This window comes from Streptomyces spectabilis (genome assembly GCF_008704795.1).
In the GTDB taxonomy this organism is placed as follows: Bacteria; Actinomycetota; Actinomycetes; order Streptomycetales; family Streptomycetaceae; genus Streptomyces; species Streptomyces spectabilis.
In genome coordinates this window covers 417,940-432,488 of the sequence record NZ_CP023690.1, presented here as the reverse complement: position 1 = coordinate 432,488, position 14,549 = coordinate 417,940, and the positions used below count along the sequence as shown (strand labels likewise).

At 67.8% G+C, this 14,549-nt stretch carries 14 protein-coding genes; 10 read left to right on the top strand and 4 right to left on the bottom strand.

The features are described from left to right. Positions 1–457: 457 nt before the first annotated feature. The gene (locus tag CP982_RS01715; RefSeq protein WP_150508805.1) at positions 458–784 is read left to right on the top strand and encodes an ANTAR domain-containing protein; all 327 of its coding nucleotides are present in this window, start codon (positions 458–460) and stop codon (positions 782–784) included. Positions 785–1,309: 525 nt separating this feature from the next. Here CP982_RS01715 and CP982_RS01710 read toward each other — a convergent pair. After that, complete coding sequence (locus tag CP982_RS01710) at positions 1,310–2,212, bottom strand: LysR family transcriptional regulator (protein WP_150508804.1); 903 nt, start codon at positions 2,210–2,212, stop codon at positions 1,310–1,312. 189 nt (positions 2,213–2,401) lie between these two features. On the opposite strand from CP982_RS01710, the gene CP982_RS01705 reads away from it, so the two are divergent. Next, positions 2,402–2,695 carry a DUF1330 domain-containing protein gene (locus CP982_RS01705; RefSeq protein ID WP_150508803.1) on the top strand — a complete coding sequence of 98 codons (294 nt, stop codon included), beginning with the start codon at positions 2,402–2,404 and terminating at the stop codon, positions 2,693–2,695. A gap of 464 nt (positions 2,696–3,159) precedes the next feature. Next, positions 3,160–3,432, top strand: a complete 273-nt coding sequence (locus CP982_RS01700) for a transposase (RefSeq protein WP_229879228.1) — start codon at positions 3,160–3,162, stop codon at positions 3,430–3,432. A gap of 508 nt (positions 3,433–3,940) precedes the next feature. Here CP982_RS01700 and CP982_RS01695 read toward each other — a convergent pair. Then, positions 3,941–5,002, bottom strand: coding sequence for an aldo/keto reductase (locus tag CP982_RS01695; RefSeq protein WP_150508802.1), 1,062 nt, complete (start codon positions 5,000–5,002; stop codon positions 3,941–3,943). 120 nt (positions 5,003–5,122) lie between these two features. Here CP982_RS01695 and CP982_RS01690 point away from each other — a divergent pair, with 120 nt between their 5' ends. From CP982_RS01690 to CP982_RS01665, 6 genes are all read left to right on the top strand, one after another. Continuing rightward, complete coding sequence (locus tag CP982_RS01690) at positions 5,123–5,962, top strand: helix-turn-helix transcriptional regulator (RefSeq protein ID WP_150508801.1); 840 nt, start codon at positions 5,123–5,125, stop codon at positions 5,960–5,962. 664 nt (positions 5,963–6,626) lie between these two features. After that, a complete protein-coding gene (locus tag CP982_RS01685) occupies positions 6,627–7,910 on the top strand; it encodes an MFS transporter (RefSeq protein ID WP_212669168.1) in 1,284 nt (427 codons plus the stop codon). Between the two features lie 102 nt (positions 7,911–8,012). Beyond that, complete coding sequence (locus tag CP982_RS01680) at positions 8,013–8,618, top strand: response regulator transcription factor (RefSeq protein ID WP_170316320.1); 606 nt, start codon at positions 8,013–8,015, stop codon at positions 8,616–8,618. Positions 8,619–8,862: 244 nt separating this feature from the next. Next, the gene (rpmB, locus tag CP982_RS01675; RefSeq protein ID WP_078594325.1) at positions 8,863–9,087 is read left to right on the top strand and encodes a 50S ribosomal protein L28; all 225 of its coding nucleotides are present in this window, start codon (positions 8,863–8,865) and stop codon (positions 9,085–9,087) included. 773 nt (positions 9,088–9,860) lie between these two features. Then, the gene (locus CP982_RS01670; protein ID WP_212669167.1) at positions 9,861–11,306 is read left to right on the top strand and encodes an MFS transporter; all 1,446 of its coding nucleotides are present in this window, start codon (positions 9,861–9,863) and stop codon (positions 11,304–11,306) included. A gap of 700 nt (positions 11,307–12,006) precedes the next feature. Then, positions 12,007–12,201, top strand: coding sequence for a hypothetical protein (locus CP982_RS01665; RefSeq protein WP_150508799.1), 195 nt, complete (start codon positions 12,007–12,009; stop codon positions 12,199–12,201). A gap of 291 nt (positions 12,202–12,492) precedes the next feature. Here CP982_RS01665 and CP982_RS01660 read toward each other — a convergent pair whose 3' ends face one another. Then, a complete protein-coding gene (locus CP982_RS01660) occupies positions 12,493–13,041 on the bottom strand; it encodes a GNAT family N-acetyltransferase (RefSeq protein ID WP_150508798.1) in 549 nt (182 codons plus the stop codon). A 93-nt stretch (positions 13,042–13,134) separates the two neighbouring features. On the opposite strand from CP982_RS01660, the gene CP982_RS42360 reads away from it, so the two are divergent. Beyond that, on the top strand, positions 13,135–13,779 hold the full coding sequence (locus CP982_RS42360; protein ID WP_229879226.1) for a DUF6233 domain-containing protein: 645 nt from the start codon (positions 13,135–13,137) through the stop codon (positions 13,777–13,779). Here CP982_RS42360 and CP982_RS42355 read toward each other — a convergent pair. After that, positions 13,740–14,141 (bottom strand): hypothetical protein, encoded by a 402-nt coding sequence (locus tag CP982_RS42355; RefSeq protein WP_229879223.1) that lies wholly within the window; start codon positions 14,139–14,141, stop codon positions 13,740–13,742. The genes CP982_RS42360 and CP982_RS42355 overlap by 40 nt on opposite strands. Positions 14,142–14,549: the final 408 nt, after the last annotated feature.

The following is a 14,549-nucleotide window of genomic DNA, read 5'->3' as shown; positions in this document are numbered from 1 at the left end:
CTGGCCCTGCTGTCCGCGCTGTCGTGCGCGGTCATCGGCCTGCTGTCGGCGCTGCGAGGCCTCGTCCTGAGCACCGGCCCTGGCCTTCTGCGCCTGGTCCTTGAGCTGTTCGGCCTTGTCCTGGAACTGGTCCTTGATGCCCAGGGCGGGCTCCTCTTCAACGGGGACTCATACAGGCTGAAGCAGCACATCACTGGTCGCATATCGAAAGAACGCCCAGCATCACCGTGGGGGGCGACACCTCACCCGCCGCCCAGCTCTGCGCCAGGCACGGTCCTGAGCGGCGCCGGTGTAACAGGCCAGGTGGTGGTGACCCGTGGTGGCAGGGTTGGGAGTACAGCCCCTGCGGTCCGTTGCGGCCGGGGCCGCGACGGGCCGCGGACGTCTGGAGGCCCTCGGACGGGGCAGGCGTAGGGATGAAGTCTGTCCGTGTCTCTGTGTCGTCGAAGGACCTCTCATGACGTTGTCGTGCGAGCGACGGTCTCCCGTCGGCCGGGCAGCCGACGAGGAGATCGCGCGACTGAACGAGGAGAACCGGCAGCTGCGTCAGGCCGTGGACTCCCACGCGGTCATCGACCAGGCCATCGGTGTCCTCATCGCCCTGCACCGCCTGACGCCTGCCGCCGGCTGGGAGGTGCTGCGCGAGACCTCGCAGCACCTGAACATCAAACTGCGCACCATCGCCGAACTCGTCGTCCACGCCCCCTCCGGCCAGCCGCTGCCCGAGCGCGTACGCCACGGACTTGCCGCCGCCATAAGGCGCCAGGACTGCGGAGCAGCCTGAGATCGGTCCGGCCCCAGCAGCGGATGGGTGGCCGGGGCCGGAGACCGCGGACGGTCGCGGACAGTGTCCATCCCGTCAGAGGGGTCTCGTCCCGCTCCAGCCTGGCGTACCCGACGACCAGGTCCTTCTCGACGGGCGACACGCTGGTACGGGCAGTGCCTTCGCACGACACCCCGACGCGATCACCGATGATGCCGCTGGCCCCCTGGCCCTACCTTGGCCCCGCACCTCGGTGAACATCGCGTACGTGCGCAGCGGGCTCGCGGTCCTCCTAGGCTGAGGTGTGGGATCTCAGAACGCGCGTCACCTGCCGACGCTGTGGCCTGCCGCTCTCTGCTCATTGTCATGCCGATGGCCATGCTTCTGCCGTAGGAGCGTGGCCATTTCCGGCCCCGGGGAGCAATGGAACAGTGGTTGGCGCTCAGCATTGACCGACGCAGTCGTCATCACCGCGAAGTCCGCCGGGCGCGGGGTCTGCGGCCTCGCCACCGCAGGCGTCCGTCGTCTCGGTTGACCGCTTGCGCGTCAGTCCGGCAGCCAGTGCAGCTCGCGCGCCAGGGTTTTGGCGACGGCCCGGATGCGGCGGTGTAGTGGTGACTGCTCGCGTGGGAGGACCAGGTGGATCGTCAGGCTGGGTGCGCCTCGCAGTGGTCGCCAGGTGAGTCCGGCCGGTTGTCCCGTGGCCGCGGCTTCTCCGGCCGGGGCGAGGGTGACCCCGTCGCTCAGGTCGCCCTGAGACATGTCGAACGAGACTGCGGGCGTGTGGAATCGGGCGTGAGGTCGGGTGTCTCGGAACAGTGCGGACAGCTGATCGTGGATCACGGGGTTGGCCGCACGGTCCGGGAGTCGCAGCGGATACGCGGCCGCGTCGGCGATCTCGATCTCCGAGTGCTCGGCCAGCGGATGGTGCTGCGCCAGCTGGACCCCGATGCGCGCACGCCGCAGCAGGAACCGGCGCACGCCACGGCCCGGCTGTTCACCGCGGGTGATCCCGGCATCGATGCGACCGTCGGCGACCGCGGGGGAGATCTCCGGTGTCGCCATCTGGACCGCGCCGACCTCGAGGCCGCTGTTGCCGCGCATCAGCCTGTCCACCAGGGCCGGTGCCGTCTCGGCCCCGGTGCTGAGGCTGTATCCGATGCGCAGCGTGCCCAGTTCACCGGCCGCCGCGCTCCGGGCGGTATCCCACGCCCGGTCCAGCGCCGCAAGCGCGGGCGGCGCGGACTCCGCCAAAGCCGCACCGGCCGTGGTCAATGCGACGCTGCGCGTGTTGCGGACCAGCAGCGCCGTACCGAGTTCCGCCTCCAATCGGCGCATCCGGGCGCTGAGTGCGGGCTGTGCGATACCGATCCGTGCGGCCGCGCGGGTGAAGTTCAACTCCTGCGCCAGCACCAGGAAGTACCGCAGGCTCACCGTGTCCGGCGCCACGCGCCCTCCCTGTTGATTGATAACGATCCGTTCTGAGTCTATCCCGTACCGGTCTTTCCCTCGGCCGCACTTCGAGCCCTAACCTGCGCGTATGACGATCCAACTGACGGCCAATACCCGTCGCCGGGATCGATCGATCTGAGCATCAATTCGACGTCGGACGTGTCCGGCCGAACGCAGGAGGTCTCCATGGCTAAGGGCTACTGGGTCAGTGTCTACCCCGCCATTTCCGACCCTGAGGGGCTGACCGACTACAACGAGTTGGCGGGTCTGGCTGTCCGGGCTGGGGCCGGGCGCGTCCTGTCCAATTTCGGTCGAGTCGTCGCCCACGAGGCCGGTATCACCGAACGCGTCGTTCTGATCGAGTTCGACGGCTTTGAACAGGCGGTCACGGCATACGAGAGCGAGGCCTACCAGAAGGCGCTGGTGGCCCTCCCCGACGGCTTCGAGCGCGACTTCCGCATCGTCGAAGGCATCGACTGACCGGCGGGCCCAGCCATCGCTGAGCACCCGTCACCTGATACGCACACGGTGCTGAAAGGCGACTCACGAGACGAGTGCGAAGCCATGCCCCGCGCCCCAGTTCGTCGTCGACGTCCTCGAGGGCCTGATCCCTGTCGGGCGGATCGAAGGAACGACGCGACGTCCGGGCCAGCTGGAATGTCTCGCTGACCTCGTCGACGAAACTGCTGGTGGTGGCCTTGCCCGTCTCCGGGCCGATCCGGACCAACCCAACCCATCAACACCGTCTAGGCGAGGGCTTCGTAGGGGGCGACTTCCACACCGACTATCTATGACCGCCGGTAAGTCACCCGTCCCCAGGGCAAGATCAGCCAGGGCCGGCACGGCCCTTACCCACCCTCCGCGCCACCGTGCAAACTCCGTGACCTGCAACCGCGCGTCCCGGAGCGGAGGGCACGGTCAACGAGTTTGCCCACGGTCATGGCATGCGGCGCTGCCGCTACCGAAACCAGAGCAAGGGGCACTTCCAGCACGTCCTGACCGCCGTCGCCACCAACATCGAGTGCCTCAACGGACTGCCGCCGACCGACGGAGAACCCTCGCCCCGACCGCCGACGGCTCTTCCAGAGCTACCTCAACCAGCACAAGATCCCCCGGTTCACCTCCTGGTGAACCCTCGGCAGCTCCAAGGTCCCCGACAAGGTCAAGCTGAGACGCCTGCGAACCTTATTCTGAAGCCATCAGTTGTTGCCCTGTGAGGCCAGGGGCGCGCCTGCCGGTGACGGCGTTCCATGACGGTCACCGACAGACACATCCCGATTCATCACGACAGATGTGGAACCTCGTGGTTTCGCGTCGACCGCCGTGGCGTCGGGGGGAGCCGCAGCCACGGCGAATCGACGTCAGCGTGGGGCTCATCGAACGCGTGATGCTCACGGGTATACAGCCGGACCGCCGGTCCGTCGGGGTCACGAATGACCAGAACCCAGCCGACGATGCCACGCAGCTCGCCGGAGTTCTCGACACTGAGAGCGTCGAGGTGGTCGACCTACGCCGGCAGGTCAGCCCTTGTCGGGACAGCGTCGTCGAGGTCGGACACGGGCACCTTGTGGTGGTGGGCTCCGTCGAGCCAGGGCTGGTTCATCGTGTTCCTCTCTTGTCGTGGACCTCGCCGATATGGTGCTGCAGATCTCCGGTGTCATCGGGTCGTAGAGGTATGTCAGCGCCCAGGGCAGGGGGGCGTCACCCCCGGCGCTCGATCGGATCTCAGCGACGCGGCTCGATCTTCAGTTCGCCGCTGTTGAACGTGCGGCCCCTGTCGCTGGCGAGAAGGTCGTGCGGGGAGCCCAGGCCGATCGCGCTGGCCTCTTCGAGGCGGGCCAGTTGGGAGGCGGTGAATTCGACGTCCAGGGCGCCCAGGTTGTCCTCCAGCTGCGCGGGGGTGCGGGCGCCGATGATCGGTGCCGTCACGCCCAGGTTCTGCAGGGGCCACGCCAGCCCGACCTGGCCGGGGGTTCTTCCCTGCTCCGCGGCGACCTCCTTTACGACGTCCGCGATGGCGAAATTGCGCTCGGTGAGCGCACCGTTGGCTCTGTTGAACCCCTTGCGGGTCCCGTCGGCGCCACTCTGCGTCGCGGTCAGGTCGTCGCGGCTGTACTTGCCGGTGAGCACCCCGCCGGCCAGGGGTGAGAACGGGACCACCCCCAGGCCCATCTCACGGGCCATGGGGATCAGGTCACGCTCCCCGGTACGTTCGATCAGGTTGTACTCGGTCTGCAGCGCGACCAGTGGTGACCAGCCGCGCAGATCGGCGATCGCCTGCATGCGGGAGACCTGCCAGGCCGGGACGTTGCAGATCCCCACGTACAGGACCTTGCCCTGCCGGACCAGATCGTCCATGGCGCGCAGGAACTCCTCGACCGGCGTCGTGGCATCCCACACATGCAGGTAGAGCAGATCGAGATAGTCCGTGTTCAGCCGACGTAGACTGTCCTCCACCGAACCGAACAGGGCCTTGCGGTGATTTCCCCCGGAATTCGGATCGCCGGGCCGGCGCAGCGTCGAGAACTTCGTCGCCAGCACCAGGCCTTCGCGGCTTCCGCGGGTGAACTCGCCCAGCAGCCGCTCGGAGCTGCCGTTGGTGTAAGTGCTGGCGGTGTCGATGAAGTTGCCACCGCGCTCGACGTAGAGGTCGAACAGCTTGCGCGCCTCGTCCCGCTCGGCGCCCCAGCCCCACTCGGTGCCGAAGGTCGCCGCTCCCAGCGCCAGCGGTGAGACCCGCAGCCCGGATCGGCCCAGCAGCCGGTAGGTGTCCAGGGTGAGCGACATCGTGTCCTCCTGTGCTTGTGCTTCGTTGCCGAAACCAAGCCTGTGACTGCCGCGAGCCCGGGATAAGGGAGAGGAGTTCCTGGGAAAGCCAGTCCTACCCGGGCTGTAGCATCGAAAGCGATGACCAGCACCGCGGACACGACACAGGAGTTAGCCGCGTTCCTGCGGGCCCGGCGCGAGCGCCTGGACCCGCACGACTTCGGTCTGTCTTCGCGTCGGAAGCCCCGGCGGACTCCGGGACTGCGCCGCGAAGAGGTCGCCGAACTGGCCGGGGTGAGCGTCGACTACGTCGTACGGTTGGAACAGGGCCGCGGCCTCCGACCCTCGGTGGACGTGGTGGAAGCGCTGTCTCAAGCGCTGCGCCTGACCCCCGACGAACGCACCTACCTCTTCGACCTGGTCCAGCAGCGCCCCCGCAACTCCTGCAAGCCCGCCACCACTGCGCCGCCGCAGCTGGTCCGGCTGGTCGCTGACCTGTCTCCGTTGCCCGCCATGCTGATGAACCACCGCTACGACATCCTGGCCTGGAACGACGAAATAGCGCGTCTGCTACTGGATTTCGACACTCTGCCGCAGTCGCAGCGCAATGCGATGTGGCTGTGCCTGATGCATCCGGGGATGCGTGACTTCTACGTGGACCGCGAGCGCGTCGTACGGGAAGGTGTCGCCCACCTGCGCGCTGCCTGGGCCGCCCACCCCGAGGACCAGGAGCTGGCCGACCGGATCTCCGAATTCGCCGCCCATGACGAGGAGTTCGCGAGGCTCTGGGGTGAGCGGGACGTCAAGGTCAACGGTCGCGGCCACAAGGTGTTGCGCCATCCTGACGTCGGCATGGTCGCCGTACACTTCGAGGTGCTCATGCCACTTCAAGATCCGGGCCAGCGGTTGGTGATCTACCGCGCTGCGGACGACGAGAGTCAGTCGGCACTGGACCGGCTGCTGCCGTCCTCACCTCGATAGCGAGAGCTGCTCAAGGGCACGCGCGAGCAAGCCCTGCCTGGGCTGGGGGGCGCGAAGTGGCCCAGCAATAGTCGTCCTGCGATAAGCGGTGTTCGTGCTGGCTGCACGACGTGGGCGTGCAGCCAGCACGGTTGCATCCAGGTGGAGCTCCGTATCCCTAGCGTGGTTCGGGGCCGCACATGGCACCCGCGTTCCGCTGTGTATGTGAGGAATTCCCTGGTGGGAGTCCCGCCGAAAGAGTCTGCACCGGGCTGCAGGATGTCTTGATGTGGTCCCGGGACGGGAGCCTGGGGGAGCGGAACTCGATTGCTGGCCTTGCTGTCAGGGACGTAGCCTGAGGTCGCTCGTGGAGCGGTGCGCTTCATTTGTTTACGTCACGAGGTGATGACCTATCTCCCAGGCTTGAGAACCGCTTGCCATGAGGCTTGACCCCCTGCTCTGTACAGCAGCGCGCGGTCGCCTCTCAGCAGCGGTTGCCCTTCGGCCTGGGCGTTGCCGTACCCGAATTCTCCTGTCGCGCGGTAAGCGGGATGGGCATGCCCGGCCTGCCCACTTTCCCCTTTCTGTCCGCCAGAACAGGAACTGCGTTGTGTCCCTTGACGCCCAAGCCCTCCCCTCCCGCTCCGCCCCCACCGGCACCCGTCCCGCCAGTGGTCGTACCGTCATGCTGGTTGTCGTCCTGGTCGCGGAGCTGATGAATGCCCTCGACGGTTCTGTCGTCTACACGGCGCTTCCCTCCATTCAGCACGACACCGGCGCCTCGGGCGCCGCGGTGCAGTGGATCCACGCCGCCTACGCGCTGACCTTCGCCCTCGGGCTGATCACCGGTGGCCAACTGGGCGATCTCTATGGCCGCAAGCGGCTCTTTCTCCTGGGGACCGGCGTCTTCACCGCGGCGTCGCTGGTCTGTGGTCTGGCAGGTACGCCCGCCTTGCTGATCCCTGCTCGCGTCGTCCAGGGTGGCGCCGCGGCGGTCATGGTTCCTCAGGTCCTGGCCACCTTGCACGTCAGCTTCGACGAAGGTTCCCGCGCCAAGGCGTTCAGCCTCTACGGCACCATCATGTCGCTGGGCAGCGTCGCCGGACCGGTCCTGGGCGGGGTGCTCACCAGCGCCGATGTCTTCGGCCTCGGATGGCGTCCGATCTTCCTGATCAATGTGCCCATCGGAGTGGCGACCGTGCTCCTCGGCCTGCGGTACCTGCCAGAATCCCGTGATCTCGCCGCCCGGCGCCTGGACCTTACGGGGACGGTCCTGGCCGGCCTTGGCCTGCTCCTGGTCGCCTACCCGCTCACCGTGGGCGGTGCCCACCAGTGGCCCGCCTGGAGCTTTGTCATGATGGCCGGGGGAACGCTGATCCTGACGGTCTTCGTGGTCCAGCAGCGGGCCAGGACCGTACGAGGCCGCGACCCGCTCGTCGTCATGGCGCTGTTCAAAAGCAGGTCGTTCACCGCGGGTCTGTCCGCGCAGCTCGTCTTCGGGCTGCTGTCCGGTGTGTTCTTCCTGGCGTGGACCCTGTTCCTGCAGGACGGACTCGGGTTCTCCCCCCGGCAGGCGGCGACAGGCTTCGTGGCGGCCTCGGTGGGCGAGATGGCCGGAGCCTGGCTGGCGATGAGCCTGGCCGTCCGGCACGGCAGGCGCGGTTCTGCCCATGCTGCCGGTCGGCCTCGGCCTCGGCATGATCGGAGCAGCCTTGGCCGACATGACACTGCGCCAGGTCGACCACGACCACGCCGGGTCCGCGTCCGGGCTCTTCAACACCTCGACCCAGCTCGGCATCGCGCTGGGCACGGCATTGACCGCCGTGGTGTTCTTCGCGCACTCCCCGGCAGGCAGCCATGGCACCACCGTCACCGTCGCGTTCACCGGAACCCTCCGGTACGTCATCGCCGCGCTGCTGGCGATGTGGGTCCTCATGCGCTGGCTGCCCAAGCGCCACGCCACGCGTGAGAACTAGCCCTCTGGGGCCCGGGCAGCAACGTCCGTGCCCCAGGTGAGCCGCCGACCCCACCCACTACTGTCACCCGCCAACGAGGAACAACCGCCCCCCCCATGATCCGATTGTTGATCGCCGACGGCCTGCGACTGACGCGCGAAGCACTGTCTGTCGTCCTCGCGTCGGAACCCGGCATGCAGGTGGTCGCGCAGGTACCGCGAGGCGACGAGATCGTGCCGAACGCCCTCCGCACCCGCCCAACGGTGGCGCTCCTCGACGCCCACCTCCCCGGCCTGGACGGGATCTCGGCCGCGACGCAGCTCAAAGCCGCCCTGCCCCGCTGCCGCATCGCCATCCTGACCACGCCGGAACGCGCCAGTGCCCTGCGAACTGCCCTGGAGGTAGGGGTCGAAGGGTTCATGAGCAAAGGCGTATCGGTCAACGAACTGACCGACTCCGTCCGCAAGGTCGCACGCGGTGACCGCGTCCTGGACCCGCGGCTGGTCACCGACGCCCTGCACGCCCCCGACAACCCGCTCAGCGAACGCGACACCGACCTTCTCCGTCTGGCCGCGCGCGGACACACACCCCCAGAGATCGCCGAGATCCTGCATCTCTCACCCGGAACGGTCCGCAACAACCTGGCCGCCATCAACCGCAAGGTCGGGGCACGCAACCGCATCGAGGCCATACGCGCATCCTCCGCCCGCGGCTGGATCTGACGTAAACCACCTCCGCCGCCGCGCCTCCCGAGTGCAATCTGCACGAGGAACCATGCGTTTCACCTTCATGGCACCCGTACGACACCCTCTGAAGCCTTTAAAACCCGCTGGTCAGCCCGGTGGCAGCGAAAAGTGTCGGGTCCGGAACCGGTTCGGGGGTCGCCGTGGCCTTGGAAGGATCTGAACCCGGCCCGGCCCTCGCATGAGCCGTTGCCCACCATGATCTGAACGAGAAGGAGACATCATGTCCAGCCGGTGTGATGTGTGCAGCAAGCAGCCCAGCTTCGGCAAGCGCGTGGCCCGTTCCGGGTCCCGCGCCCAGAGCCGGCACGTCCGGGGACGGTCAAGCCGCCGTTTCAACCCCAACATTCAGTCGGTCCGGGCCGTCAAGGACGGGACGCCCCTGCGCATGAACGTGTGCACCTCTTGCATCAAGGCGGGCAAGGTGGACCGTCGCGTCTCCGCGTAAGCATGCGGGAGAAATGGGCGCCCGGGCTCTTCAGTCGTATCCGCGCTGCGGTGCCTGGAGCCCGGCGCCCTCCGCCGAGAAACGAATTCCCTTGTGACGACTGCGGATTGCCGACCGCCCCCGTCGACGGTCCTGACGAGTGGTACACCGTACTCGACGGTGTGTGGGAATGCGCTGGTGCCGCCGAGGACAGCATCCTTTGCGTCGGGTGCCTCGAAGTACGCCTGAAACGCCCTCTTGTGCATACCGACTTCATCTCGGCAGCCCTCAATGACCCGAACTACGGACACCACAGTGCGCGCTTGCTGAGCCGTCTGCGACCCGCATCCGAGGATTGACGCGCGCCTCCGGATCGAACGGCACGGCGCGCCTCCGGATCGAAGGGGGCGGTGAGCGAATGACGTACTCACCGAGGAGAGAGGCTGCACCGCCTCGGGCACAAGCGGAATTTATTCCGTTGCATGGAGGCCCGCTGCCGCTTTAGCCTGTGGTGGTTCCATTACATTTCCGTCGGTGCCCGTTCTGGGGCCCGATGCTGTGTTCCGAGGTGATGACGTATCCCCCAGGCCAAGTAAGTAGCCGCTCGTCTTTTGAGGCGCTCTGCCGGTTGTCCGCGATGGCGGACTGCTGACGCATGCCTCGACGGCGGTGCTCCCTGATGGCCTGGGTTCGTTGCACCCTGCTTTCCCCTGTCGTGCCGAACGGCGTGCGGGGGCATGCCCAGGCTGCCCCCGTCCCCTTTCTCCTTCCGTGTGCGAACAGGAATCTTCACCGTGTCAACCGACACCCAAACCACCGGCCACCCACGCCCCACCGGGGCCGCCCGTGCTGCCACGATCACGCTCGTCGTGATCCTGATCGCCGAGCTGATGAACGCGCTCGACGGTTCGATCGTCCACACCGCTCTGCCCTCCATCCAGGAGGACACCGGCGCCTCCAGCGCCGCGGTGCAGTGGATCCCCGCCGCCTACACCCTCACCTTCGCCCTCGCCCTGATCACCGGCGGGCGCCTAGGTGACCTCTTCGGGCGCAAGCGGGTCTTCATCGCCGGTACGGCCCTGTTCACCGTGGCGTCGCTGCTGTGCGGGATCGCGACCGGCCCGGACCTCCTGGTCGCCGCGCGGGCCCTCCAGGGTGCCGGAGCGGCAGTGATGGTGCCGCAGGTCATGGCCACCATCGCGGTCACCTTCCAGGGCGAGTCACAAGCCAAGGCGTTCGGCATGTACGGCATGATCATGTCGCTCGGCGGCGTCCTCGGGCCCGTCCTGGGCGCCGTCCTGACCGCCGCCGACATCGCCGGTCTCGGCTGGCGGACGATCTTCCTGATCAACCTGCCGATCGGCCTGGCCACCGTGCTGTTCGCCCTCCGGTTCCTCCCGGAGTCCCGTGACCAGCAGGCCAGGCGCCTGGACCCGCTGGGCATGCTGCTCTCCTCCGTGGGTCTCCTGCTGATCGCCTACCCGCTCACCGTGGGCGGCGAGAAGCACTGGCCCCTCTGGAGCTTCCTCATGATCGCCGCAGGCGTGGTAGTGCTGGTCGTGTTCGTGGCCCAGCAGCGCGCCAAGACCTCCAAGGACGGCTCGGCGCTGATGGCGCTGTCGCTCTTCAAGAGCAAGGCATTCGCCGGCGGGCTCGCCGCACAGCTGGTCTTCGGCCTGGTCTCCGGTGTCTTCCTGCTGACGTGGGTGCTGTTCATGCAGTCCGGCCTCGGCCTGACGCCCGGGCAGTTCGCCCCGGCATCCGTCGCCATCTCCACCGGCGGTATGGCCGGTGCCATGCTGGCCTCCAAGTGGGCGGGCCGCCACATGCGGCGCGTGCCGCAGGCCGGAGCGGTGCTGATCGCCTGCACCCTGGTCGGCTACCAGCTGCTGGTCTCCACCCAGCAGACCGAGACGCCGTTCGTGGCCGCCATCGCTCCGATGATCCTCGTCGGGGCCGGTTTCGGCGTGGTCGGCGCGGGGCTTGCCGGTCTCACCCTCGGCCAGGTCGGCCATGAGGACGCGGGCTCGGCGGCGGGGCTGTTCAACACCGCCATGCAGCTCGGCACCGCACTCGGTATCGCGGCGGCCTCTGTGGTGTTCTTCGACCACGCCCCTGCGGGCAGCCACGGCGCCATCGTGACCAGCGCCTTCGCCAGCAGTGTCTGGTACGTCGTCGCCGCTCTCGCGGTGATGTGGGCACTGATGTTCCGGCTGCCCAAGCCGGTCAAGGCCGCCTGACCCACCACCGGGGCCCGCCCTCGCCGGGCGGGCCCCGCTCGCTATCTCCGTACCTTCGCCTGAGGACCCAGCCTGGCAGGCATGGGCCGAGCCGACATTCGGCGCCCGCTACCTGTGGCGCGCCTCCTTCGGCCTTGCGTCCCTACGAGCTGATCGCACACACCGCGGCCTCGCTCGACTCTGCGGCAGCCGGTGGCGCGCTACCGGCGGCCGCAGAGCACGGCACAGCACCTCACGTTCCGTGCATGGCGAAGACTGGCGTCAGCCTGGCCTGGCGGGGCTGGGCCCACCTACGACGACCGACTCCTCGTGCAGGCGTGGCCCCCTCAAGCTGTCGGCGCACGCAGTTCCGTCGTCATTGGCCTGGTCCGGTAGCAACGGATCCGAGCAACACCAGCTCTGGGCGTTCAACCATGTCTGGAAGGCACCGTAGATCTTGAGAGGGCCGTCGCTCCTGTCACGTACTTCCAGGAACTCGTCGAGCAGTTGGAAGAGGGTGGTGGCGGCGGCGTCGGCTTCCGGCGTCAGTGGGTGCACGAAGCCGCCCGGAGCGAGATGACGGATGAGCGCGGGCCAGCCGAGATTGTTGCGCCGATGGTCGCTCTGCGAGCCAGGCGCCGTTGTGGTCGGACATCCCGTTGGCCCCTTCCCGGCCTGAGATGATCAGTAGGACCGTACGAATGAACGCAGAGGTGGGAACATGGTTGGCCTGGTGCTGCTCGGCGTCTTGGTGCTCGGCGTCGGCGGGTGTGCGTGTGTGGTGTGGGCGGAGCGCGGCGGGCCTCGCTGGGCCCGCGGCGTGGCGACCGTGACGCTCGCCGTGAGCGAGTTGGTGCGTCGCTCCGAGAAGAACCGGCGCCGGAGTCGGAACCGGACCGCCAGTGGCGGCGAGTAGGAACGGACGAATCGGCCTGAACTGGGTGGTCAAAGTCGCCTGGCGAACGGTCAAGATCACTTGTCAGAGGTCAGCGGGTGCCGATCCCGCGTCCGCCCATTGCACCGCAGGCGCACTTACGCTCACGAGTGGCTGAGGTCCTTGTGCCGTCTCCATCATCGAGCATATGGCGATCTGCCGTTGGGGCCGCCGAGCCTGCGAGCGATCCTCGTTGTGACTGGGCGCGATAGTTGTCAGTCGGGCAGGGAATCTGTCACTGGCTGAGTTGATTCGGTCTGGCGGTCTACGAGGTCAAGCGGGCGGCGTGACGCGGGACCACGCGCCCATCCACTGTTCGGCACCCCACTCCTCGAACCGTTGCACCTCGGTGAACCCCAACTTTGCCGCGAGGCGCATCGAGAGATTGTTGGCGGTCTGGGTGCAGAGCACCACCGGCTCGCCGGGAAGCGCGTCGGCGAACCAACCGAGCGCCGCCGCGCACGCCTCGGCCGCGTACCCGCGCCCCCATGCCTCTGGCAGGAACAGATAGCCGAGTTCGGCCTCCCCGGCATCCGGACGGACATGACTCCGATGCTCCGGGTCGCGCCGGTTGAGCTCGACGGTGCCGATCATCGCTCCGTCGAGCTCGACCACGAAAAGGCCGGGGCGCCTCTCGGGCGTCTCAGGCAACGTGCGCTCTAACTCATCACGCGGTCGAGGGCCGCCTATGTAGGCGCCCACCTCCGGCGAGGTGAACAGCTCGATGAACACCGTACGGTCCCGGGCCTCGGGCTCGCGAAGCACGAGCCGCTCGGTCTTGATCGGGGCAGGTGGCCAGGCGACGGATCCCAGGTCAGTCATGGCGGGCAAGTTATCGCACGCCAGTCGTTGTGCCATGCGACCTGCGGAAACGCCCACACGCATCATGACAACTGGGGTGATAACTCGAAGTAGATGACAACAAGGTCGACCCATCTGGTGACAAGTGGTGCGACCACTGCACAGCTGAAGCCCAGGTCGGCTGTCCAAGCCGGAGACAGCCATCTCGATCAGTCACATTCGTACACCTCGACAGGCAGCTCGCCGATACGGAGACCGTGGCCATCTAGCTGCGCGTCCAGCGCGACGCTGTACGTGCTGCCCTTGCCCGCGCCGAGCAGCCTCCACCTCAAAGGCTCTCTCGGCCTCAGCATCCGCGGCGCCCGGCCGCAGTCACCTCCTACGCTGCCTCTCGCGCCGAGCGCCGCACGTCTGGCTTCTCGTCAGCAAAAGCGCACCGCGACCGGGCCCGGGCCTGCGGTGATCCACTCGGACGACTGCTCGATGATCGAAGACCGATCACACCCGATCACCGACCATGACGCCCGAGCCACCTTCACCAACCCCCGAACGTCCAGGCGTGCACCTTCTGCCGACCTGAATCAGACCTGGGCATGGACGTGGCCTGATGGGCGGCAAGCACTGCTGTCACGGCCGCCGCGACTGGCGGTAGCCGACGAAACGACGGCGCCTTGGCCCTGCCGGGCAGAGACAAGGGCACCGTCGCAGGACACGCAGGCCTATTGCATTTGCGCTCTGGCCAGGGCTTTGCCCACGTGAGCGTCGGCCAGGGCCGGTGATCCGGAGAAGATGACCATCACGGTCCCCGTCCGGATCGCCGTCTGCTTGACGACGGCGCGCTGCCCGCCCGCTGAGTACGTGAGCAGCCAGCTCCACTGCTCCATGCCGAGGTCGGGTGCGGTGGTCGTCTGAGTGGTCATGCCGATGGCGGTGGCGCCCGCGACGACTCGGTACGTGGGGCGGGAGGCCATCGCGTCGAAGATCTTGCCGACGCCGTCGGAGAGCGTGCGCCCGGCGCCACCGTACAGCTCCTCGCTCACCTCGGAGCTGCTGCTCCCGTTGTACGTGAAGGCGGTCTTCGCCCTGCGAGGAAAGGTGAGGCTCGCGCCTCGCTCGCTCACTGCCGAGCTTGTCGAGCGCGGGGCAGCCGACCACCGTGACGTCGTCGTTGCGCTGGATGAGCTCCGTCCTGCGCCGCGTAGTCCTGGTCTGAGTCCTTCCCGGTCAGGAGCCGCCTGTTGAGCGCGGCTGCGGACAGCGGCGCGGTGGCTGCGGTGTCTTCCCCCCCGGGCGCGGAGCTGGTCTGCGGTGAGGCGTGTGACGACCCGGAGTTGTCGTTGGAGCAGCCCGTCAGGGGGGTGTGGCGAGCGCGGTCGGGACGAGCGCGAGCGTGGTGTGGCAGCGCATGCGAACCCCGTTGGAGCGCAGAGCAGCGGTGGGGCTGACGAGGCCGACACACGGAGCTTTCGGTGGGCAGGGGTTGCGGGCGGCCAGTACCCCAGGTCATCGGCACGGGTTGCGTCAGGCAG